A 22,126-nucleotide genomic window follows, 5' to 3' on the forward strand; every position below is an offset into this window, starting at 1 on the left:
AAAGGCGTCGGATGATAACACATCCGGCGCCTGTTTTTTTGCTTCCGGAGAGAACTCCGAGAGGAGTCCGGCAGGCAGAAAAGCCGTGACCAGATAAAGGAGGAGAATATTATGACAACAGCAGAATTAGCAACCGCATTACCGGAGATTGTAACAGAGCAGGTTCCAGGACCGAAATCAAAAGAACTTCTTGACAGAAGAGACGCAGCGATCCCGAAAGCACTTTGCGGAAAAACATATCCGATCTGCATCAAACAGGGATCAGGAGCCATGTTTGAAGATATGGACGGAAATAAATTCCTTGACTGGGTTGGCGGTGTCGGCGTCCTGAATATCGGATATTCCCATCCGGAAGTTATTGAGGCAGTAAAGAAACAGACTGAAAAATATTTCCACACAATTTTCAATGTATATGTGCATGACGGCTATGTAACACTGGCTGAGAGATTAAATGAGATCATGCCATGCAAAGGAGATGTGAAAAAAACATACTTTGCAAACTCCGGTGCAGAGTGTGATGAAAATGCCATCAAGATTGCAAAAGCCTTCACAAAAAGAAGCGGCGTGATCTGTTTCACAGGTGCTTTCCATGGAAGAACAAACCTGACCATGGCACTGACAGCCAAGAAAGTATATGCAGTGGGTATGGGACCGTTCCCGGCAGGAATCTTCCGTGCACCATATCCATATGTATACCGTGCACCAAAAGGATACACAGAGGCTGAAGCAATTCAGTATTATATTGATGAGCTTCAGAGAATCTTTGACGAAGGAGCACCTGCAAGTGAGATCGCCTGCATGATCGTTGAGCCGTTCCAGGGCGAGGGTGGATTCATCCCAGCACCAATCGAGTGGGTAAAAGCAGTCCGCAAGATCTGCGATGACAACGGAATTCTGATGATTGCAGATGAGGTTCAGTGTGGCAACTGCAGAACAGGAAGATATTATGCATCTGAGTACTGGGCAGAAGCAGGCGCAGCACCGGATATCATCACAACCGCAAAATCTCTTGGTGCAGGTCTTCCGATTTCCGCTATCACAGCAAGAGCAGAAGTTATGGATGCAGCACCGGCAGGAACCATCGGTGGAACCTTCTGTGGAAACCCGGTTTCCTGTGCAGCAGCACTGGCTGTTATGGATATCATGAAACGTGACGATTACGCAGGAAAAGCAAGACACATTGGCGAGGTTGTCATGAAACGCTACAAAGAGCTGCAGGAGAAATATCCGGTGATCGGTGATGTACGTGGACTTGGCGCTATGATCGGTATTGAGCTTGTAAAAGATAAAGAAACAAAAGAACCGGCAACAGAGCTTACAGCCAAGCTGATCCAGAATGCGATCCAGAAGGGACTCCTTCTTGAGAACTGTGGAACAGCAGGCAATGTAGTTCGTTTCCTTGCACCGCTCACTATGACCGATGAGCAGATGGAGAAAGGCCTGGAGATCTTTGAGGCATCTCTGAAAGAGGCAATGGAAGCTTAAAGAAAAAGAATACAAAAATTACAGATCCGCTGTTCTGCCTGCAAGGATGCAGGAAAAAGGACAGCGGATTTTTGCTTGTTAGAGTGGGAAAAGAGGAGGTTTTATATGGAACAGAAATCGAAGTTTGATAAAGTAATGGGAGCCTGGGACATCCTGGTCATTGCTTTTGGAGCCATGATCGGATGGGGCTGGGTCATCAACTCCGGAGACTGGATCACAACCGCCGGTTTTGTCGGATCTATGATTGCCATGCTGATCGGTGGTCTGATGGTATTTTTTGTAGGACTTACCTATGCGGAACTGACTTCTGCAATGCCGCAGTGCGGTGGTGAGCATGTATTCAGTTACCGTGCCATGGGTCCTACCGGATCTTTTGTATGTACCTGGATGATCATTCTCGGATATGTGGCAACCTCTGCGTTTGAGGCCACTGCACTTCCGACTGTTATTACCTATCTGTTTCCGGATTTCAATCAGGTGTACCTGTATTCCATTGCAGGAAAAGATATTTATCTGACAACGATCATCCTTGGCGTTGGTGTTGCAATCCTGATCACGATCATCAATATCAAGGGTGCAAAAACAGCGGCCATTCTTCAGACCGTTCTGACAGCGATCATTGCCATCGCCGGAATCCTTCTGGTAGTTGGTTCCGCAGTAAACGGTGATGCATCCAATATTACAGGACAGATGTGGGAAAGTGGCGCCGGAAATACACTGGGAAGTGTATTCAAAGTTGCCTGCATGACACCATTCCTTTTTATTGGTTTTGATGTTATCCCTCAGGCAGCTGAGGAAATCAGTGTTCCTTATAAAAAGATCGGAAAGATCATGCTGTTGTCTATTTTCCTTGCAGTAGCCTGGTATCTGCTGATCATCTTTGCAGTCTGCTACATCATGCCGCAGAGTGCCATTGCACAGGAAATGAATTCCCAGAACGGACTGGTCTCTGCAAAAGCCATTGAGATCGCGTTCCGGTCACCGCTGATGGGTAAGGTTCTGATCATCGGAGGTTTATGTGGAATCATCACATCCTGGAACTCTTTCCTGATGGGTGGAAGCCGTGCCCTGTATTCCATGGGTGAATCCCTGATGATCCCGAAGATGTTCGGAAAGCTTGGAAAAAACAAAACGCCGGAAGCAGCCATTATCCTCTGCGGAATTGCCTGTGTGGCAGCGCCGTTTTTTGGAAGAGGCGTTCTGGTATGGCTGGTTGATGCTGCATCTTTTGGCTGTGTTATTGCCTATATGTTCGTATCTATTTCCTTCTGTATTCTCCGAAAAAAGAAACCGGAGATGGAAAGGCCTTATAAGGTAAAAGCTGGCGGCTTTGTTGGAGCCATGGCAGTGATCATGGCCGGATTTATGACACTTCTGTATATTATTCCCGCATCTTTTTCCGCGGCACTTGTATGGCAGGAGTGGGTCGTAGTAGGAATCTGGCTTGCACTTGGAGTATTCTTTTACTTCTATTCCAAGAGAAAATACGGCGAGGAATTTGGCCGTGATATCTTTATTGTAGACGAAACAAAAGCAGTACCGGAAGAAACGGTTGCACTTCCGGATGCAAAATATCCGGACAGACACTTTGTTATTACCGTTGGCTGTGAATACGGAAGCGGCGGACCGGAGATCGCACGTATGGTTGCGGAATATTTCGGAATTGAGTACTATGACCGTGACCTGGTGGACAAAGTCGTACAGGAAATCGGTGTTGACAAAGGACTGGTAGAGGAAGCCGATACCAGGATCGGCGTCCGCTATGCTTTTGATACTTCTTATGGTGTCCGCTATGCAAACCTTTCCAATCGTGTTATTGACGCCCAGTTCCAGGCAATCCACGAATTTGCAAAAAATTCCTGCGTCATCGTAGGCCGAAGCAGTGATTATATCTTAAAAGACAGTTCCGATGTAATGAACGTGTTTATCTATGCACCAAAAGAAGATGAGATTGCTTCCGTTATGAAGAGATCAGGATTAAACCAGCACAAAGCAGAGGAAGAATGGGAAAATGTGGAAAAATCTCAGCATGCAAGACACGAGTACATCACCGGAAAAAAACGTGGCTACCGTCATACCCGTGACATTCTCTTAAACAGCAGCCTCCTGGGCTGGGAAGCAACGGCACAGTTTATTGAAGAACTGGTGGAACGGAAATTTAATCTGACAGAAAATCTGGAAAAAGAAGCTTAAAATGTGAAAAATTATATCGAAAAAATACTCCATATATGAAAATATGGGGTATTTTTTTTGATAAAGATTCTATATTTGTTTTATGAAACAATAAAAATAAGAGTATGCAGCGAGTATATAATCCGGAAGGATTTGGAACACTGAAGGGACTCAAAATACAGAGGAGAATTTATGCTTGAAAAAAATATGAAACAGGTCAATCAGCTTATGACCAGGATCTACCGGTTATGTACAGTAGCGATTCTGGCACTGGTTGTGTGTTCCTGGACAGGGATTTTTGAATTTGGACAGGAATATACGATGATTATACTGATCGCTGAATTGATCATTGCTGTCACACCGGGAATTCTGATACGTTTTTTGCCGGATCGGCTGCTGAGAGACTATATGCTTTTTATGGCGGCGGTGCTTATCGGAATACTGGGAACGAATAATCATATAGGTGTATACATTACCTATGTGCTTGTTCCGATACTTGGGTGCCTGTATTTTGAACCGGAATTGGTGATAAAAACCGGAATTTTTTCGTATCTTGTGATGGTGGCTGCCGTATATATCAATTCTGCGGGAACTTATGACGTCCTGTATCTTGGAAGATCCCGCAATCAGATGTTTGTAGCTTATACTCTGGGTTTTACCATAGAATATGTGATCGTTATGGCTGTGCTGTATGATCTTGTAAAAAGGGCAAAGAAGATGATGGAGGAGCGGTACAGCGCAGAGGAAGAGAACCGGATGAAAACGGATATGTGGAAGATGATTACCGGATCGAGTATCTGAGAGAACATATCAAAGCTATGAAAGCAGCGGTGGAAGAAGATGGTGTAGGCCTGCTGGGATACACTTCCTGGGGCTGCATTGACCTGGTAAGCGCATCTACTGGTGAAATGAAAAAACGCTATGGATTTATTTATGTAGATAAAGATGATGAGGGAAACGGTACCTTAAAACGGACACCGAAGAAATCCTTCTACTGGTATAAGAAAGTAATTGAATCAAAAGGGGAAATTCTGTAAAGATTCCATAAAAAGTACCGGACAGAGATATTTTGATCTGCCCGGTACTTTTTATAGTTAGGTAATTGCGAAACATTACGCGTGAAAGTTTAAGAGAAGGGTACGACGGGTATCATACAGCAGCTTTGCTGGAGCTAAAGTCAAAAGGCTTGACAAAATCAGAAATTCTTATATAATTATCAATGGTAATTAACGAAGATAATTATATAAGGAGTTTTTTTATGACAAATGAAAAGATCAAGCGGATGTTTGATGCATTTTATCAGGCAAAGCGGATCCGAGATATGCTTCCGCCACTGCCCCAGGGGGTGATGCCATCCTACATACAGTATCTGGATGTGATCCATTCTCTGCAGCGGGAAAAAAAGGATATCCGGCTCTCTGATATCAGTGATGCCATGAACCTTCCGCGTCCGGGTGTCACCAGAACAGTGAAAGAAATGGAGGCAAAGGGATATCTTCAGAAACTTACGTCTCCGGATGACGGGCGCGTTACTTACATTTCCATAACAGAAAAAGGAGAGAGGCTTTCCAGGAAGTATGATCAGGATTATTTCAGCAGTCTGGCGCCCTATCTTTCAGAGATTTCCGAAGAAGAAGCAGACAGCATGATCCGGACCATCGGAAAATTCTATCAGATTATGTGTGACAGGAGGGAACATTATGACAAATGATAAGGCAGATTTTACCCAGGGAAATATCCTGAAGAAGCTGGTTGCATTTATGATGCCGGTACTCGGTGCGCTGATCCTGCAGGCTGCCTATGGTGCGGTCGATCTTCTTGTAGTTGGAAGATTCGGTTCCACATCCGGACTGTCAGCGGTTTCCACCGGAAGTCAGATACTGAATCTGGTTACCTTTGTAGTGATCCAGTTTGCTATGGGTATCACAGTTCTGATCGCACGTTATCTTGGAGAAAAAAGACCGGAGCAGATTGGCTCCGTTATCGGTGGGGCTGCGATCGTCTTTACCATGATATCTGTCGTGCTGTTTATTGTTATGGTAGGTTTTGCACATCCGATCTCCGTGCTGATGCAGGCACCGGAAGAAGCGGTAGCGCTGACTGCATCTTATGTACGGATCTGTGGCAGCGGAATTTTCTTTATTGTTGCGTATAACCTACTGTCTGCTATTTTCCGTGGCCTTGGTGACAGTAAATCTCCGTTGCTGTTTGTGCTGGTGGCATGTATTGTAAATGTGATCGGAGATCTGGTACTGGTAGCCGGGTTACATATGGATGCAGCAGGAGCAGCTATTGCTACGGTTTCTGCTCAGGCCTTAAGTGTTGTATTTGCAGTAGTTCTGCTGATAAAGAAGAAGCTTCCGTTTACCATTACAAAAAAAGATTTCCGGCTGAATCCTCAGTGCAGACGTTTTCTTAAGATCGGACTGCCGCTGGCACTTCAGGAATTCCTGACACAGATTTCATTCCTGGCCTTGTGCGCATTTGTCAATCGCCTGGGTCTGGAAGCATCCTCCGGTTACGGAGTTGCATGTAAGATCGTAAACTTTGCCATGCTGGTTCCAAGCTCCCTGATGCAGTCCATGGCCTCCTTTGTTTCACAGAACGTAGGAGCAGGAAAGCCGAAACGTGCGAGAAAATCCATGCTTACGGGAATTGGAGTTGGCCTGTCTGTGGGATGCCTGGTATTTATCCTGATCCTGCTGAAGGGTGATGTGCTGGCAGGATTCTTTTCAACAGATGCCGGCGTTATCCAAAAGGGCTTTGATTATCTGAAGGGGTTTGCTCCGGAGACACTGGTAACGGCTGTTCTGTTCAGTATGATAGGCTATTTCAACGGAAACAACCAGACCATATGGGTTATGGTCCAGGGCCTGATCCAGACGCTTCTGGTACGACTTCCAATGGCGTACTTTATGAGTATCCAGCCGGATGCTACCCTGACCAAGATCGGTCTTGCAGCACCGGTATCTACCACAGTGGGAATCATTCTGAACATCGGATTCTTTCTGTACTTCACCCGTGTGAAAAAAGAAATTGTTTCGGAAGAATGACCGGATAAAGGGATGTAAATGAGAGGGGTGATATGATATAATCAGAATCACCCCGGCAGAGGTGATGGTACTGACCCCTGAAATAGCTGCCGGAATCTTGACAGCTGTAAAGGAGGAGTACAGGATGATTTGCGGGATGACGTATTTTCAGATATGTCTGTATTTTTTGTTTTATTCTTTTGGAGGATGGGTCGTTGAAGTTATCTTCCATGCAGTAACCTTAGGAAAGGTTATAAACCGGGGATTTCTCAACGGTCCGGTATGCCCGGTGTACGGATTTGGTGTACTTTCCGTGTTTGCATTGCTTAATACGCTTCAGAGCGGCGGACATCAGATGAGTGAGGGAATGATCTTTCTGTTTGGAATCGTTCTTGCAACTGCGGTAGAGCTGGTTGCCGGATGGCTTCTGGATGTATGCTTCCATGCAAGATGGTGGGATTATTCTAATAAGCCGCTGAATTTTCACGGCTATATCTGTCTTGAGTTTTCTCTGATATGGGGACTTGCCATTGTGATGGTCGTAAAGGTTTTTCAGAAGTATGTGGAGCGTCAGGCTTCTCATACACCTTCCACACTGGAATGGGTTGTTATGGCAATTCTGTATGCGGTGTATCTGGCTGATCTTATTGTAACAGTGGCGGTGATCCGCGGACTGAATAAGAAGCTTACCCGACTGGATAAGGTACGTGCGGATCTGCGGATCGTGAGTGATAAGCTCAGTGATACGCTGGCAACAACTACCATTGATACAGCACAGAAGGTGGGAGAGGGAAAGGTTCAGGTTGCTCTTGCTAAGGCAGAGCTCAGAGATGCGACTGTGGCTCAGAGAGAAAAATCTGCCGAAATGCTTCGGATGAAGAAAGCGGAGCTTCAGGCACAGTTTGATGAGCTGTCAAGCTCTATCACAAACCATACGGTATTCGGCCAGGGAAGAATCATTAAGGCTTTCCCGGAGATGAAGCACAGAGATTATTTTGAACTGATCCAGGAGCTGAAGAAAAAACTCAGATAAGAAAAATGAAATGCGATAAAGAGGCAGCAGGAAATGTTGGAAATTTCCTGCTGCCTCTTTTAAAATATCAGAGTTTCAGTTTATCGGATTCTTTTTTTTATCATTGGTCCGATGATCATGGCGATGATCATTTTTATGAGATCTGCCGGGATAAACGGAATTACACAGATTCCAAGAGCTGCTTTGAAAGTGGAATCTGCAACGATGCAGAACCATACAGTTCCGAAAAGATAGCATACAATTGTTCCTGCGATCATACCAACGAGCTGGATCAGAGGCTTATGGCAGTTGTCAATTACCAGTCCGGCAATAACAGCCATAACGATAAAGCCGATGATGTATCCGCCTGTAGGACCGGCCAGCTTTGCAGGGCCGCCGGTAAATCCGGAAAATACCGGAAGACCTACAAGTCCAAGCAGAAGATAGATCAGATAGCTGATGGTTCCTTTTTTCCATCCGAGAAGATACAGGGACAGATAAATGGCAAGATTGGTAAATGAGATTGGAACCGGACCGATCGGAATGGACAGCGGCGCAAGAATACAGGTGACAGCTGCCATAAGAGCGGTCATGGTGATCTCGTAGGTTTTTGTACGTGGTGCAGAGACAGTATTTGTCTGATTCATATTAAAAGAGCCTCCTTTGAAAAAGGTAATATATTTACTGGTTCGGGTAAGCAATGAAATGCTGTAAGTGTGTATGACAGGTCATATGTCCATAAGGATGCTTACGCAGATTCAATCTCATAGGTGAATCCTGTATCCGTAATGGTTTTCAGAGTGTCTTCGATTCCCTGGCCACCTTCTGTAAGATAACCGGAAGCAAAAATAGAGTCTACAACACTGAGCAGTTTTTTTTCTTCGCCCTTGAAATAAACTTCTCTTCCGGCAGCACATCGGATATCGGCTTTAGGTACAAGAAGTCTTGCCAGGCAGAGGACTTTCATGCAGTATTCTGTTGTCAGCTGGGAAATATCTGCATTCCCGAGAGGAGTTCCCTTGATCGGAAGAAGAAAGTTGATCGGCAGTGCTTCCGGCTGGATCTCACGTAATTCCAGAAGCATGTCAACAACATCTGCTTTGCTTTCACCCATGCCAATGATACCGCCGCTGCAGATCTCGAAACCAAGTCCCTGAAGCATATGGATATTCCGAACACGCTGGTCAAAGGTATGTGTACTGCAGATATTATGATAAAAGGAACGGCTGCTGTTCAGATTATGGTTGATCCGGTCAAGACCTGCTTCTTTGAGCACTTTTGCCTGGTGCTCTGTGAGAAAGCCTATGGAGCAGCAGAGATGAGTTCCGTGTTCTTTCATTTTGCGGATCCTGCGGGCCAGCTCCTCGATCTCTTTATCTGTAAATTTCATACCACTCAGTCCGATACAATGTCTGGATAAATGATAATCATTTACGAAATCATTGTCCTGATATAATTTGTCTTCATCTACCCATTTGTATTTATCAATATCGGCAGTGGAACGACATGACTGGGCACAGTAGGCACAATCCTGGGAACAGTTACCGCTGCGGGCATTGGTAAGGATGTGGATGCTTACCCGGTTTCCCTTATATTTGTAACGTAAACTGCTGGCACGGTCAATCAGTGCCTCAAGTTCTTCGTCCGGAGTATCTAAAATTGCAATGGCTTCATCTCTGGAAAGCGATGGAGCTTCTTTTTCGTATGCTGCAGTGTTCATGTCAATACCTTCCTTTTGAGTTTTTTTGTACGGGTATCACTTTATCACATAGAAATATCTATTGTCAACCATAAGTATAAAATGAGTTTACAATTAAAAACTGTAGTATTAAGGTATTGCTTAGACTTATCGAAGCAGGGAATTTCCTTGATTCGGTTAAAATAATTCTCACTTCAATATCATATCTTTATAAAATCTTAATACGGAAGCAGAGACTTTTATACTATCTTTGAAAGTAGTTATATATAATAAAATGCATTACGAGGATAGCACTGTTAAAAGTATTGATAAGGAGTTCTGATCATTTATGCCGGAAAAATCATATAAGAAAAAACATATGACATCTTTTCAGCTGATTATCATGGGGTTTGCAGGAGTGATCCTTTTGGGAACCGTTCTGCTGATGCTTCCATTTTCTTCTGCGGAGAAGGTGATCACACCATTTCATGAGGCACTTTTTACAGCCACTTCGGCGGTATGTGTTACAGGTCTTGTGGTAAAGGACACTGGAAGCTACTGGTCCCTGGCAGGCCAGACGATCATTCTTGCACTCATACAAATAGGTGGGCTTGGAGTAGTGACTGTGGCTGCGTCTGTTTCCATTCTTTCCGGAAAGAAAATATCCCTCATGCAAAGAAGCACCATGCAGGATGCAATTTCAGCTCCAAAAGTCGGAGGAATCGTCAGACTAACAAGGTTTATTTTGAGGGGAACATTTTTGATCGAAGCTGCAGGGACGGTGTTGCTGCTGCCGGTTTTTATGGGAGATTATGGAAAAAAGGGAATCTGGATGTCAGTTTTTCATTCAATCTCTGCTTTTTGTAATGCCGGCTTTGATATTCTGGGGACAGATTCCAGTATGTTTCCATCGCTGACTAGGTATTCCGGAAATATACTTATAAATCTGGTAATTATGCTGTTGATCATTACAGGAGGAATCGGTTTTCTCACATGGGATGATATTTATACAAACAAACTGAACTTTAAACGCTACCGCATGCAAAGCAAGATCATTCTCATGACTACCGCATGTCTGATCTTATTTCCGACAGTTTTTTTCTATATCTGTGATCTGACAAAATTACCCATGGAAAAACGCCTGTTAGCAGCAGCGTTTCAATCGGTAACGACAAGAACTGCCGGATTTAATACTATAAACATTTCAGAGATGAGTGAGGCATCAAAAGCAGTTATGATATTGTTAATGCTAATTGGTGGTTCACCGGGATCTACAGCAGGTGGAATGAAAACAACAACTTTTTCAGTACTTATTTTAAATGCAATTGCGACATTTCGAAGTCAGGAAAATGCAGGAGCTTTTGGGCGAAGACTTGAATATCATGTGATAAAAAATGCAGCGACAATAGCCATGTTATATTTTGCCTTGTTCTTTGGCGGCGGAATAGCGATCAGTGTGTACGAAGGCCTTCCGCTTTTAAATTGTCTGTACGAAGCTGCTTCAGCTGTTGGTACGGTAGGGCTGACGCTGGGAATCACACCGGAACTTCATGTTTTTTCACAAGTCGTGTTGATCATACTGATGTATCTGGGACGTGTAGGTGGTCTGACCCTGATCTATGCGGTATTTTCCGGAAGAAATAAGGGAAATGCAAAGCTCCCTCTGGAAAAAATCACAGTTGGATAAGAAGGAGAAAAATAATATTATGAAAAATGTATTGCTTATTGGACTTGGAAGGTTTGGAAGACATATTGCCATGCAGCTCAATCAGCTGGGACATGAAGTTATGGCAGTTGACTGGAAGGAAGAAAGAGTGGACAAAGTACTGTCATTTGTGACGAATGCTCAGATTGGTGACAGCACCAATGCTGAATTTTTACAGTCCCTTGGAATTGGAAACTACGACATTTGTTTTGTGACCATTGGAGATAGCTTTCAAAATTCTCTTGAAACAACATCCCTTCTAAAAGAACTGGGTGCAAAATTGGTGATATCCAGAGCTGAACGTGATGTTCAGGAAAAATTTCTTTTACGCAATGGTGCCGATAAGGTAGTTTATCCGGAAAAGCAGGTGGCAAAATGGGCCTCCATCCGTTATACAGATGATCATATCCTGGATTATATGGAGGTGGATGCTTCCCATGCAATTTTTGAAGTGGAAGTGCCGGAAGAATGGGTTGGAAAAACAGTGGGTGGACTTGACATCAGAAAACGCTACAATATTAATATTCTGGCAGTAAAAAATGAAGAGGAATTCAGTATTGCAATTTCACCGGAAACATATTTTACAGAAAATGATAAATTACTGGTATTAGGAGAATACAGAGCTCTTCAGAAGTGCTTCCGCATATAGCTCATTGCCATGAAGAAAAAATTTTTGACCACAGAACTGCTGCGTGATATAATTCCAGTAAACAACAGCAGAAGGAGAATGAGCTTGAAAATGGAGGATACAGTAAAAAACAGAACCTGTTCGAAACGGCCATTTGCATGGTATGTGGAAAAACCGTCTGCAAAAGATTACTTGCTGACGGTTTTTATATTTGCAGTATGCACTTTGATTGGCCTGCTGTTTCAGAAGCTGGATTTTACAGATACGAATATTGTAACGATATACATTCTGGGTGTGTTGATCACTTCCATCGTGACAGATGGTTATCTTTGCAGTGTAGCAGGCTCCTTTTTAAGTGTATTCTTATTTTGTTTTTTCCTGACGGAGCCAAGGATGTCTTTTGAGACATATGCGGTGGGATATCCGGTGACATTTTTCATAATGCTTATTTCATCCGTACTTACAGGAACCCTTGCGGCAAAGCTGAAAATGCATGCAAAGCTGTCTTCACAGATTGCCTTTCGCACACAGGTTCTGTTTGATACGGATCGTCTGCTGCAAAAGGCAAAAAGTGAGACAGAAATCCTCGGAGTTACCTGTACACAGCTGATACGCCTGTTAAACCGCAGCATCACGGCATATGTTGTGGAAAATGGAACTTTATCAGAAGGAAAGCTTTTTTCCGGGGAAAAAGAGAGCACAGAGGATTTTCTGACACAGGAAGAACAACAGGCGGCCAGATGGACTTATGAAAACAGACAGCGTGCCGGCGCATCCACACAGTATTTCTCACAGGCAAAATGCTTATATCTGGCAATTCGAAGCGGGAATAATGTTTATGGCGTAATCGGGATCCCTCTGCAGAAAGAAACACTGGACTCTTATGAATACAGCATCCTGCTGTCTGTAATAAATGAATGTGCACTTGCAATGGAGAATGTACAAAATGCCATAGAAAAAGAAAAAAATGCGGTTTTAGCAAAAAATGAGCAGCTGCGTGGCGATCTTCTTCGGGCGATCTCCCATGACCTGCGTACTCCGCTTTGTTCTATTTCCGGAAATGCAGATATGCTTCTCAGTAACAGTGACCGTCTGGATGAAGCTACAAGGTATCAGATCTACACGGACATTCATGAGGATTCAGAGTGGCTGATCGGAGTTGTGGAAAATCTGCTTTCCATTACCAGGCTCAATGATGGAAGATTGAAGTTTAAATTTACGGATCAGCTTTTGGATGAGGTAATAGCAGAGTCACTCCGGCATGTCAGCCGGAAGCATGATGCGTATAAGATCGTGGCGGACTGTGAAGAACTTGTTCTTACACGTATGGACGTGCATCTTATTATACAGGTTCTGGTAAATTTGATCGATAATGCGATAAAATATACGCCGTCAGGCTCTGTCATCAGCATTCGGGGGTTCAAAAAAGCCGGGAAAGCACAGGTAAGCGTGGAAGATAACGGCCCCGGGATCCCGGATGAAATGAAGCCACATATTTTTGAGATGTTTTATACAGGGAAAACAACCGTTGCAGACAGCCAACGGAGTCTGGGGCTTGGCCTGGCACTTTGCCGCTCTATCATAGAAGCTCACGATGGAACACTGGTTCTTTCGGATCATGCTCCGCATGGATGTAATTTTACTTTTACTTTACCATTAAGCGAGGTGACATTAAATGAATAAGACATTAATTCTGGTGGTTGAGGATGACAGACCCATACGGAACCTGATCGTTACCACTTTAAAAACACATGACTATAAATATCTGGCTGCAGAAAATGGGGCTTCGGCCATTTTGGAGGCTTCATCACACAATCCGGATATCGTTCTTCTGGATCTGGGCCTTCCTGATATGGAAGGAGTAGAGGTAATAAAGAAAATCCGTACCTGGTCGAATATGCCGATCATCGTGATCAGTGCCAGAAGTGAAGATATGGACAAAATAGAGGCACTGGATGCGGGTGCAGATGATTATATCACAAAACCATTTTCAGTAGAAGAATTACTTGCGCGTATCCGTGTCAGCCAAAGGCGGCTTGCCATAACGCAGTCAGGAAAACAGCCGGAAACATCTGTTTTTGAAAATGGTGGATTAAAGATAGATTACACGGCTGGCTGCACATTCTTGAAGGACAGAGAACTGCATCTGACGCCCATTGAGTATAAGCTGCTCTGCCTTTTATCCCGTAATGTTGGAAAAGTATTGACACATACATATATTACTCAGCAGATCTGGGGACGCTGCTCGGAAAACGATGTTGCTTCTCTCAGGGTTTTTATGGCAACACTGCGGAAAAAACTGGAGCTTGAAAAAAACGGTGTACAATATATCCAGACGCACATAGGAATTGGATATCGCATGCTCAGGATCGAGAAACCTGAGCAGGAAACCAAAAAAGATAGCATTAATCCTCAAACGATAATATAATCATCTCATATGATGACAGTTTCTATAGTAAAGATCACAGAAAAGGACGGAAACAGACGATGAAGATCCTGGGGATTGATATCGGCACAACAACAGTCAGTGTCGTAATGACAGACACAGAAACGGGAAAGCTGCTTGCAAAGGAAACAGTGGAGCATAATTCTTTTCTGCGGAGCAGTAAGCCGGAACAGAAGCTGCAGGATCCGGAACGGATCTATGAGATCGTCCGGGAGCTTCTTATAAAGCAGCAGAAGGAGAATGGTTTGCCAGATGGAATAGGGTTTACAGGGCAGATGCATGGAATGCTGTATGTGGATGCTTCCGGCAAGGCAGTGAGTCCTCTCTATACCTGGCAGGATGGAAGCGGAGAGATTCCGCTGGAAAACGGAAAAACCTGTGCAGAGCTTTTGCAGGGAGTAGGTGCGGCGGCGTCCGGATATGGTGTAGTGACACATTTTTATCTTCAGAAGAAAGATCAGATCCCGAAGGATGCTGTAAGGATGACGACGATCAGTGATTATATTGCTATGCGGCTGTGTGAAAATACTGTCCCTGTTATCGGACTTGACATGGCGGCAAGCTGGGGCTGCTTTGACCTGCGAAAACAGGAGTTTCTGTATGAAGCCCTGGAGCAGGCCGGCGTAGATACTTCTTATCTGCCGGAAGTAAGAAAGGGACATTTTTTTATCGGAGAAACAAGAGCCGGTGTGCCGGTAATGGGATCGATCGGTGACAATCAGGCGAGTCTGTTTGGTTCCGTCCGGAATCTTAAAGATACCGTGCTCCTGAATGTAGGAACCGGCAGCCAGGTTTCCTTAGTGACAGAGAGGTTTATAGAATGCAGCGGCAGTGTGGAGCTTCGCCCCTGTACCGAAAACAGCTATATCCTCGTGGGAGCTTCCCTGTGTGGTGGTCGTGCGTATGCGATGCTGGAACAGTTTTACAGAGAAGCTGCAGAAACTGAAGAAAGACTGTATTCCCGGATGCAGGAGCAGGCAGAAAAATTTGTTGAAAAATACGGAAAAGAAGCTGCATGGAAAGTAGATACAGCTTTTTCAGGGACAAGAAGTGATCCGTCTCACAGGGGCATGATCGCAGGGATCGGTGTAGAGAATTTTCATCCTGGTGCACTGACGGTCGGTGTGATCTGTGGGATTCTTAACGAACTGCATGAGCAATATGAGCAGATGTGTCAGCTCACCGGAAAAAAGGCCACACGCCTGACTGGCTCCGGAAACGGAATTCGCCGAAACTCGCTGATGAGAAGACTGGCAGAAGAAATGTTCAAAATGCCGATGGAGATTCCTGAATATGAAGAAGAGGCTGCATATGGAGCTGCACTTACTGCGGGAAAGTTGGTTGCGGCAATGTAAGAAAAATTCTGTTTGACTTTTTGAAAAAGAGGCAATATAATTACAGGGAACGAGTGGCAAGTAAGCGTAAATCCAGTTTACCGGCTACTCGTTTTCATTTTACAAAAATGAATATCGCCATGAAAAAGTGTGTAGCGTGTCAGCGTAAGTCCAGCTTATATGACAGGGTGCGCACTTTTTTTGTGCCAAAAAGAAAGGAGTTAAAACAAAATGGCGGAAAGCAACAAGATGAAGGATATGCCGGTAAATAAGCTGATGATCCAGATGGGAATCCCGATGATCCTATCTATGGCATTGCAGGCAGTCTATAACATTGTAGACAGTGCATTTGTGGGAAATATGAAAGTAGGCAGTGAGGCAGCACTAAATGCTTTGACACTGGTATTTCCGGTGCAGATGCTTATGGTGGCAGTGGGGATTGGAACCGGTGTAGGAACCAATGCACTTCTTGCAAGGACACTTGGACAGGGAAACAGTAAAAAAGCTGCAAAGGTAGCAGGAAACAGTCTGTTTTTGGGAGTGATCATTTATGTGGTTTGCTTATTGTTTGGTATCTTTGGGGTGAAAGCATATATTTCATCGCAGACAGTAGATACAGAAGTACTTGAGATGGGGGTCAGCTATCTGAGGATATGCTGCGTAATTTCTTTTGGTATTATTTTCTTTTCTCTATTTGAAAAGTTACTCCAGGCAACAGGCCGTTCTCTTTATTCCACAATTGGTCAGGTGGTTGGAGCGGTTGTAAATATCATCCTTGATCCGATCATGATCTACGGTATTGGACCTTGTCCGGAAATGGGAGTGAAAGGCGCAGCCTACGCAACTGTAATTGGACAGGTAGCGTCAGCAGTATTACTGTTCATTTTTCATATCAAATTAAATAAGGAATTCGAGCATGGGGCGAAATACATGAAGCCAGATGGCGAAATTATCAAGGAAATCTATGCAATCGGACTTCCGGCAATCATTGCTCAGGCGCTGATGTCCATTATGGTTTATGTAATGAACCTGATCCTGAAGTTCAATCCGTCAGCACAGACGGCCTATGGTCTGTTCTATAAGGTACAGCAGTTTGTTTTGTTTCTTGCTTTTGGTCTGCGAGATGCAATCACCCCAATCATTGCATTTGCTTATGGAATGAGAAGCAAGAAGAGAATTCAGGATGGGATCAAATATGGTCTGATCTATACAATTGTGTTAATGATTCTGGGAATTGCAATCACAGAGATTTTCCCTGGGGCATTTGCAACGCTGTTTAATGCGGGACAGTCGAGAGAATATTTTATCGGAGCAATGAGAGTGATTTCTATAAGTTTCCTGTTCGCAGGAATCAATGTTGCTTATCAGGGCATTTATCAGGCACTGGATGGTGGTGTGGAATCGCTGGTTATCTCGCTTTTGAGGCAGCTTATTATTATCCTGCCGCTGGCTGGAATCTTTTCTATGCTTGTCAGAAATGATCAGATGGGAGTTTCACTGATCTGGTGGGCATTTCCGATCACTGAAATAGTTTCCTGTTTTGTAGGATATGTATTTTTAAAGAGAATCAGAAAAAATAAAGTAGATGTTTTGAATTAAGGAGGAACTGGAAATGGTGAAAAGAATCATTACGATCAGTAGAGAATTTGGAAGCGGCGGACGCTTTATCGGAGAAGAATTAGCAAAAAAATTGGGACTCGCTTATTATGATAAAAACATTATCAATGAGATCGCAGAAAAGTCTGGTTTATCTCCGGAATATATTCAGGAAAGTGCGGAACTGTCTCCGAAAAAAGGCTTGTTTGCATATGCATTTGCCGGACGTGATATCACAGGAAAATCAGTAGAAGACATGGTGTATGAGGCACAGAGAAAGGTTATCTTAGAACTGGCTGATAAGGAATCTTGTGTAATTATCGGAAGAAATGCAGATTATATTCTGAAAGATAGGGATGATGTACTGAATGTATTTATCCATGGGAATATGCCGGAAAAAACACAGCGTATTATGGGTTTATATAATGTAGGAGAGAAGGAAGCTGTCAAAATGATGGCAGATACAGATAAAAGGCGTATGACGAATTATAATTTTTACACCGATCAGAAATGGGGAAAGGCCAGTAATTATACGTTGTGTCTGAATAGTTCACAGCTTGGATATGACAGATGTGAGAAGCTTGTTATAGAATGTAGTAAATAATGAAATCCTCATGGTGAAAGTGGATTAAAGAAAATGTGATGAGAGCATTCATGAGTAAGTAGCGAAAGCGGATTGCGAATGTCCTATTTAATAACGTACACGGATGTAAATGGATATCTGATCCCGAATCTCACCTATAAATCCGGTGAGCAGATGGAGCAACTTGGCAAGTATGGTTTTCTTCGCAGAGATTATCTGAAGAACCATCGAAATTCAATCTATCAGGTGATGCTTCTGCAGGACACCATTGGAGAGCATCTTCTGGAAGTGGACAAGGCAGCCAGAGAACGGGAAGAGGTAATTCTGAAACAGTTGGAAGAAAAAGAACCACTGCCGGATAAAGAAGCAGATCAGATGGCATGGGTAAGAGCTGCTAATCAGCACAGAACAATTGCGGAAGAGATTATTCTCAAGGAATTGATTTATGTTTAACAAAGTTGAAGTTTGTAACTGAGGATTGAACAGGTAATTGGACAGATTAAAAATTTATTGAAAAAAGAATAAAATGTTTAGAGAAGGCGTGAGTGATAGAGATATTACTTACGCTTTTTCTTTTGAACTGAAAAGGAGGATGGGAGTATGGCACAGATTTTTCGTGTAGAGAGAACTAAGAATTTTACGGTAATGAGTAATCACCATTTCAAGAATAAGAATCTGACATTGAAAGCGAAAGGTCTATTATCGTTGATGTTAAGTTTGCCAGATGACTGGAATTACAATATGCAAGTGCAGTGAATATAATGCGTATGAACATGAAATTTTAAATATTATGAAAACAAAATTTGGTTGATTAACCAGGTAAAAGTGATATACTGAATGCATAAGAAAAGAAACCGTGTGGAATTACAGTTTTGTTTTCACACGGTTTTTTAGAAAATAAGAGTTAGATATTACTAACATGAACACTGGCAGTTTTTTTGAAAATGAAAAAGAGGACGGATTTCTATGAGAATATTGATTTATGGTGCAGGTGTGATTGGATCCTTGTATGCGGTCTTATTTGCAGAAACTGGTTATGATACGAGTATTTATGCCAGAGGTAAAAGACTTGAGTTTTTAAAGAAAAATGGACTGCTTTATAAGAAAAACCAGAAGATAAGGCGGGCAGAAGCCACGATTCTTGGAGAATTGTCAGATAATGATGCTTACGATTTTATTTTGCTAACTGTCAGGGAAAATCAGCTATATGAAGCACTTGCTGAATTAAAAAATAATAAAAGCAATATAATTGTTACAATGGTAAATTCATTGGACAGTTATAAAAAATGGGAAGATATTGTTGGAAAAGGGAGAATATTGCCTGCTTTTCCAGGAGCGGGCGGAAGTATAAATAATGATGGTATCCTTGATGCAGCACTCACTCCAAGAATGATTCAGCCGACAACATTTGCAGAAATATCAGGAAATAAATCCGAAAAGACAAAGCAGTTTTCGAAGATATTGAGGCATGCTCATATACCATATCAGAAAGTAGTGGATATGCATATGTGGCAATTATGTCATCTTGCCATGGTGGTGCCGATTGCAGATGCATATTACGAAGCAGATTGCCCGGAAAGAGCGGGAAAAGACTGGAAGATTATGAAGAAAACAGCAAAAAAATTGAAAAGAAATTTTAGCTTTTTGCGAAAACAGGCAGGTAGGCTGTCACCTTGTAAAATGAATATTTTTCGTTTTTTACCACTGCCAATTATGACGATTATGCTTGCTGTTACATTCGAAAGTAGCTTCGGAGATAAATTTATGTATCAACATGCCAGGAAGGCACCAGATGAAATGAGGGAGCTGCATAAGCAATTTTATGCTTACATGAAAAAACTAAAGGAGGCCAGATATGAAATTTTATGAAAGTGGAGACAGTAGTAAACCAGTGATATTTTTATTTCCTGGTACCTGTTGCCTGTATAGTAGCTTTGATCATATACTGGATAGATTACATTCTTATTTTTACACGGTAACAGTTTCTTATGATGGATTTGATCCAAATGAGAAAACAGAATTTTATTCAATGGAAGATGAATGCGAAAAGATTGAGCAGGAAATCAAGAAAAAGTATGATGGAAGAATTAAAGCAGCGTATGGGTGTTCCCTTGGAGGAAGTTTTGTATCCCTTTTGATTCAGCGAAAAAGAATTCATATAGATCATGGCATCATTGGGAGCAGTGATATGGATGAAGCTGGTCAGTTTATGGCAAAAATTCAGTCATCTGTAGTTGTGCCGATTATGTATAAAATGGTGCATACTGGTAAATTGCCTAAATTTATGCAAAAGAAAATAAATGAAGCAGATAAATCAAAGAAAGAAATGATTGATGGATTTTTAAATATGTTCGGCATTGAGCAGGGAGGAAATCCATGGATTACGAAACAGAGTGTTTATAATCAGTTTTATTCTGATCTGGTTACGAAAGTCCAGCATGAAATTGATGTGCCGGGAACTACGATACACGTGTTTTACGCAACAAAGATGGGCAGAAAATATGAAAAGAGATATTGTACTTATTTTAAAAATCCGGATATTCGGAGACATAACATGCAGCATGAAGAACTGTTTTGCTGTCATAGTGCAGAGTGGGTGGAAGAAGTAAGAAAGGCAGTGGAAGGCGACAGATAATGAAAGAAAAAGTGAATGTGACAGGTGTGCCGGAAACGATGGTACAGACCCTGTATGCAAGAGCAAAAGAAACAAAAAAACAAAATGCAAAGATCAAAGATGAGATTGCAGTAGAACTTGTGGAAAAGCTGGACTATGACTTTTCTATAGCAGATAAAGATAACGCTATGAACTATGGTGTGATTGCAAGAACAATTGTATTAGACCGGATGCTTGAGCAATATTTGAAGAAGCATGAAAATACAGTTGTCGTAAATATTGCATGCGGACTGGATACCAGATGCTACCGGATGAAGGGAAAATATCTGCGCTGGTATAATGTAGACCTTCCGGAAACAATGAAAATAAGGAGCCAGTTCCTTACCGAAACTGATCCGGTGTATCAGATTGCAAAGTCTGCAATGGATGATTCCTACATAGATGATATCGATTATCACGGTAAGAATATTCTGGTAATAATCGAAGGACTTACAATGTATTTGTATGAGAAAGATATCAGGAAGATGTTTTCTATTATTGATAAATCATTTCAGAAAGTTACAGTAATGGTCGAAACCATGTCACCCTTTGTTGTAAAGCATATGAAAGAGAAATCCATAGAGGGAAGCAATGCAAAATTCACATGGGGAGTTAAGAACAGAAAGGAGCTGCAAAGAATCATACCGGCATTTTCTGTTCGGCAGGAAGTCAGTCTTGTTGAAGGAATGAAAGAGCTTATGCCTGTTTATTGTGTAATAGGTAAGATTCCGGCTGTTCGGAATATCTCAAATAAAATAATAGTTTTGGAGAAACGTGGCCGATATTAAGGAGATGATACAAATGAAGAAAAGACATTTTGATGTGGAAACAGATGGATTTTATGGAGCATATTGGAAATGTAAAACAGGCTCAGACTGTGCAATGATATCAATGATCGGAGATGATCCAGAGGATTATCTGGCGCGTACATCCGTGAAATGGCTACATAAACTCGGCGTAAATGTGATGACGATGTCACCTGGAAAAAAGGATTATGGACATCATAATTATCCATTGGAACGTATAGAGAAAGCAATCAATTGGTTAAAAATGAATAGTAATCAGAAGATAGGAATTGTCGGGGCATCTACTACAGGAACACTTGCATTGACTGCCGCTTCTTATTTTGAGGATATTACATTAACGATAGGTCTGACACCGAGTGATTTTATCTGGCAGGGGTTTATGCAGGGCAAAAAAGATGGCTGTAAGGAATGGCCGATTGAAGGAGAAGCTCTTTTTTCTTACAAAGGAGAACCCCTTCCGTTTGCTACAAACATCCGGATTACTGGCATGTGATTAAGAAAGAAACAAAACGGACCGGTGATATGATTAATTCGAGAAAACTGTTTGATGATTCGGAAACAGTTCATGCAATTACAGAAGAAATGATCAAGATTGAAAAAATTTATGGAACATTATTGTTAATTGGCGCTGAAGATGATGTGTTGTGGGATACTGCAAAATATATCCGACGTATGAAGCAGTGTATGAAAGAACATCCACACACATGCAGGCTGGAGTATGTTATTTATGAGCATGGAACCCATTTCGTTTTTCCGGAGAGTATGTTAAGGACGATGTTGCCAGTTGGTTCTGGAATTTTTATGAAACTGGCATTTCAGGCAGCAAGAAACATCCGACACCATACACGTTATAATCTCATCTTTGACAGTTGATTAGTTAAAAAAGTGCCACAAGCCCTGTAAGGGGTGTGGCACTTTGAGAGTATGAAACTTTTTCTGTAAAATAATGTTTATAAGGTTCTTCTATGATACAATAAATATCATTAGGAGGGCCTT

The 22,126-nt window shown here is 42.5% G+C and carries 21 protein-coding genes and 2 pseudogenes; 21 read left to right on the forward strand and 2 right to left on the reverse strand.

The features are described from left to right. Positions 1 to 111: 111 nt before the first annotated feature. The 7 genes and pseudogenes from GPK81_RS11930 (at position 112) to GPK81_RS11960 (ending at position 7,722) form a co-directional block, all read left to right on the forward strand. The gene (locus GPK81_RS11930; protein ID WP_118063946.1) at positions 112 to 1,485 is read left to right on the forward strand and encodes an aspartate aminotransferase family protein; all 1,374 of its coding nucleotides are present in this window, start codon (positions 112 to 114) and stop codon (positions 1,483 to 1,485) included. 105 nt (positions 1,486 to 1,590) lie between these two features. After that, positions 1,591 to 3,678: an amino acid permease gene (locus GPK81_RS11935; RefSeq protein WP_215707129.1), complete on the forward strand. Its 2,088-nt coding sequence runs from the start codon at positions 1,591 to 1,593 to the stop codon at positions 3,676 to 3,678. Between the two features lie 171 nt (positions 3,679 to 3,849). Continuing rightward, on the forward strand, positions 3,850 to 4,458 hold the full coding sequence (locus tag GPK81_RS11940) for a hypothetical protein (RefSeq protein ID WP_174088531.1): 609 nt from the start codon (positions 3,850 to 3,852) through the stop codon (positions 4,456 to 4,458). Continuing rightward, positions 4,410 to 4,694, forward strand: a pseudogene (locus tag GPK81_RS11945) (family 1 glycosylhydrolase); the annotation flags it as partial. The gene GPK81_RS11940 and the pseudogene GPK81_RS11945, both read left to right, overlap by 49 nt. 221 nt (positions 4,695 to 4,915) lie before the next feature. Further along, a complete protein-coding gene (locus GPK81_RS11950) occupies positions 4,916 to 5,368 on the forward strand; it encodes a MarR family winged helix-turn-helix transcriptional regulator (RefSeq protein ID WP_021977020.1) in 453 nt (150 codons plus the stop codon). After that, the gene (locus GPK81_RS11955; protein ID WP_215707130.1) at positions 5,358 to 6,710 is read left to right on the forward strand and encodes an MATE family efflux transporter; all 1,353 of its coding nucleotides are present in this window, start codon (positions 5,358 to 5,360) and stop codon (positions 6,708 to 6,710) included. Before GPK81_RS11950 ends, GPK81_RS11955 begins: the two co-directional genes overlap by 11 nt. 124 nt (positions 6,711 to 6,834) lie before the next feature. Further along, positions 6,835 to 7,722: a putative ABC transporter permease gene (locus GPK81_RS11960; protein WP_021977018.1), complete on the forward strand. Its 888-nt coding sequence runs from the start codon at positions 6,835 to 6,837 to the stop codon at positions 7,720 to 7,722. A gap of 80 nt (positions 7,723 to 7,802) precedes the next feature. On the opposite strand, the gene GPK81_RS11965 is transcribed toward GPK81_RS11960, so the two are convergent. Together GPK81_RS11965 and bioB are read right to left on the reverse strand one after the other, a co-directional pair. Next, positions 7,803 to 8,348 carry a biotin transporter BioY gene (locus GPK81_RS11965; RefSeq protein WP_015527251.1) on the reverse strand — a complete coding sequence of 182 codons (546 nt, stop codon included), beginning with the start codon at positions 8,346 to 8,348 and terminating at the stop codon, positions 7,803 to 7,805. 101 nt (positions 8,349 to 8,449) lie between these two features. Continuing rightward, complete coding sequence (bioB, locus tag GPK81_RS11970; RefSeq protein ID WP_215707131.1) at positions 8,450 to 9,421, reverse strand: biotin synthase BioB; 972 nt, start codon at positions 9,419 to 9,421, stop codon at positions 8,450 to 8,452. A 307-nt stretch (positions 9,422 to 9,728) separates the two neighbouring features. On the opposite strand from bioB, the gene GPK81_RS11975 reads away from it, so the two are divergent. The 14 genes and pseudogenes from GPK81_RS11975 (at position 9,729) to GPK81_RS18045 (ending at position 22,003) form a co-directional block, all read left to right on the forward strand. Next, the gene (locus GPK81_RS11975) at positions 9,729 to 11,066 is read left to right on the forward strand and encodes a TrkH family potassium uptake protein (protein WP_215707132.1); all 1,338 of its coding nucleotides are present in this window, start codon (positions 9,729 to 9,731) and stop codon (positions 11,064 to 11,066) included. Between the two features lie 19 nt (positions 11,067 to 11,085). Then, on the forward strand, positions 11,086 to 11,733 hold the full coding sequence (locus GPK81_RS11980; RefSeq protein WP_021976055.1) for a potassium channel family protein: 648 nt from the start codon (positions 11,086 to 11,088) through the stop codon (positions 11,731 to 11,733). A gap of 90 nt (positions 11,734 to 11,823) precedes the next feature. Further along, entirely contained in the window at positions 11,824 to 13,395 is a 1,572-nt protein-coding gene (locus tag GPK81_RS11985; protein WP_242981820.1) for a DUF4118 domain-containing protein, read from the forward strand. Then, positions 13,388 to 14,140, forward strand: a complete 753-nt coding sequence (locus GPK81_RS11990) for a response regulator (protein WP_021976057.1) — start codon at positions 13,388 to 13,390, stop codon at positions 14,138 to 14,140. The genes GPK81_RS11985 and GPK81_RS11990 overlap by 8 nt, the downstream gene beginning before the upstream one ends. A gap of 59 nt (positions 14,141 to 14,199) precedes the next feature. Next, on the forward strand, positions 14,200 to 15,513 hold the full coding sequence (locus GPK81_RS11995; RefSeq protein WP_215707133.1) for a sedoheptulokinase: 1,314 nt from the start codon (positions 14,200 to 14,202) through the stop codon (positions 15,511 to 15,513). 210 nt (positions 15,514 to 15,723) lie between these two features. Continuing rightward, the gene (locus GPK81_RS12000) at positions 15,724 to 17,091 is read left to right on the forward strand and encodes an MATE family efflux transporter (protein WP_215707134.1); all 1,368 of its coding nucleotides are present in this window, start codon (positions 15,724 to 15,726) and stop codon (positions 17,089 to 17,091) included. Positions 17,092 to 17,104: 13 nt separating this feature from the next. Further along, a complete protein-coding gene (locus GPK81_RS12005; protein WP_148444870.1) occupies positions 17,105 to 17,692 on the forward strand; it encodes a cytidylate kinase-like family protein in 588 nt (195 codons plus the stop codon). A 78-nt stretch (positions 17,693 to 17,770) separates the two neighbouring features. Then, positions 17,771 to 18,124: a TnpV protein gene (locus GPK81_RS12010; RefSeq protein ID WP_215707135.1), complete on the forward strand. Its 354-nt coding sequence runs from the start codon at positions 17,771 to 17,773 to the stop codon at positions 18,122 to 18,124. Positions 18,125 to 18,271: 147 nt separating this feature from the next. Further along, positions 18,272 to 18,409: pseudogene (locus GPK81_RS12015) on the forward strand (helix-turn-helix domain-containing protein); the annotation flags it as partial. 228 nt (positions 18,410 to 18,637) lie between these two features. Further along, positions 18,638 to 19,540 (forward strand): ketopantoate reductase family protein, encoded by a 903-nt coding sequence (locus GPK81_RS12020; RefSeq protein WP_118071243.1) that lies wholly within the window; start codon positions 18,638 to 18,640, stop codon positions 19,538 to 19,540. After that, a complete protein-coding gene (locus tag GPK81_RS12025; protein WP_118071242.1) occupies positions 19,527 to 20,306 on the forward strand; it encodes a hypothetical protein in 780 nt (259 codons plus the stop codon). Before GPK81_RS12020 ends, GPK81_RS12025 begins: the two co-directional genes overlap by 14 nt. Beyond that, positions 20,306 to 21,112, forward strand: a complete 807-nt coding sequence (locus GPK81_RS12030) for a class I SAM-dependent methyltransferase (RefSeq protein WP_215707136.1) — start codon at positions 20,306 to 20,308, stop codon at positions 21,110 to 21,112. The genes GPK81_RS12025 and GPK81_RS12030 overlap by 1 nt, the downstream gene beginning before the upstream one ends. A 13-nt stretch (positions 21,113 to 21,125) precedes the next feature. Beyond that, positions 21,126 to 21,623, forward strand: coding sequence for an acyl-CoA thioester hydrolase/BAAT C-terminal domain-containing protein (locus GPK81_RS18040; RefSeq protein ID WP_252196647.1), 498 nt, complete (start codon positions 21,126 to 21,128; stop codon positions 21,621 to 21,623). Beyond that, positions 21,620 to 22,003 carry an acyl-CoA thioester hydrolase/BAAT C-terminal domain-containing protein gene (locus GPK81_RS18045; protein WP_330627632.1) on the forward strand — a complete coding sequence of 128 codons (384 nt, stop codon included), beginning with the start codon at positions 21,620 to 21,622 and terminating at the stop codon, positions 22,001 to 22,003. The genes GPK81_RS18040 and GPK81_RS18045 overlap by 4 nt, the downstream gene beginning before the upstream one ends. Positions 22,004 to 22,126: the final 123 nt, after the last annotated feature.

Source organism: Blautia sp. MCC283 (assembly GCF_018785565.1).
In the GTDB taxonomy this organism is placed as follows: Bacteria; Bacillota; Clostridia; order Lachnospirales; family Lachnospiraceae; genus Blautia_A.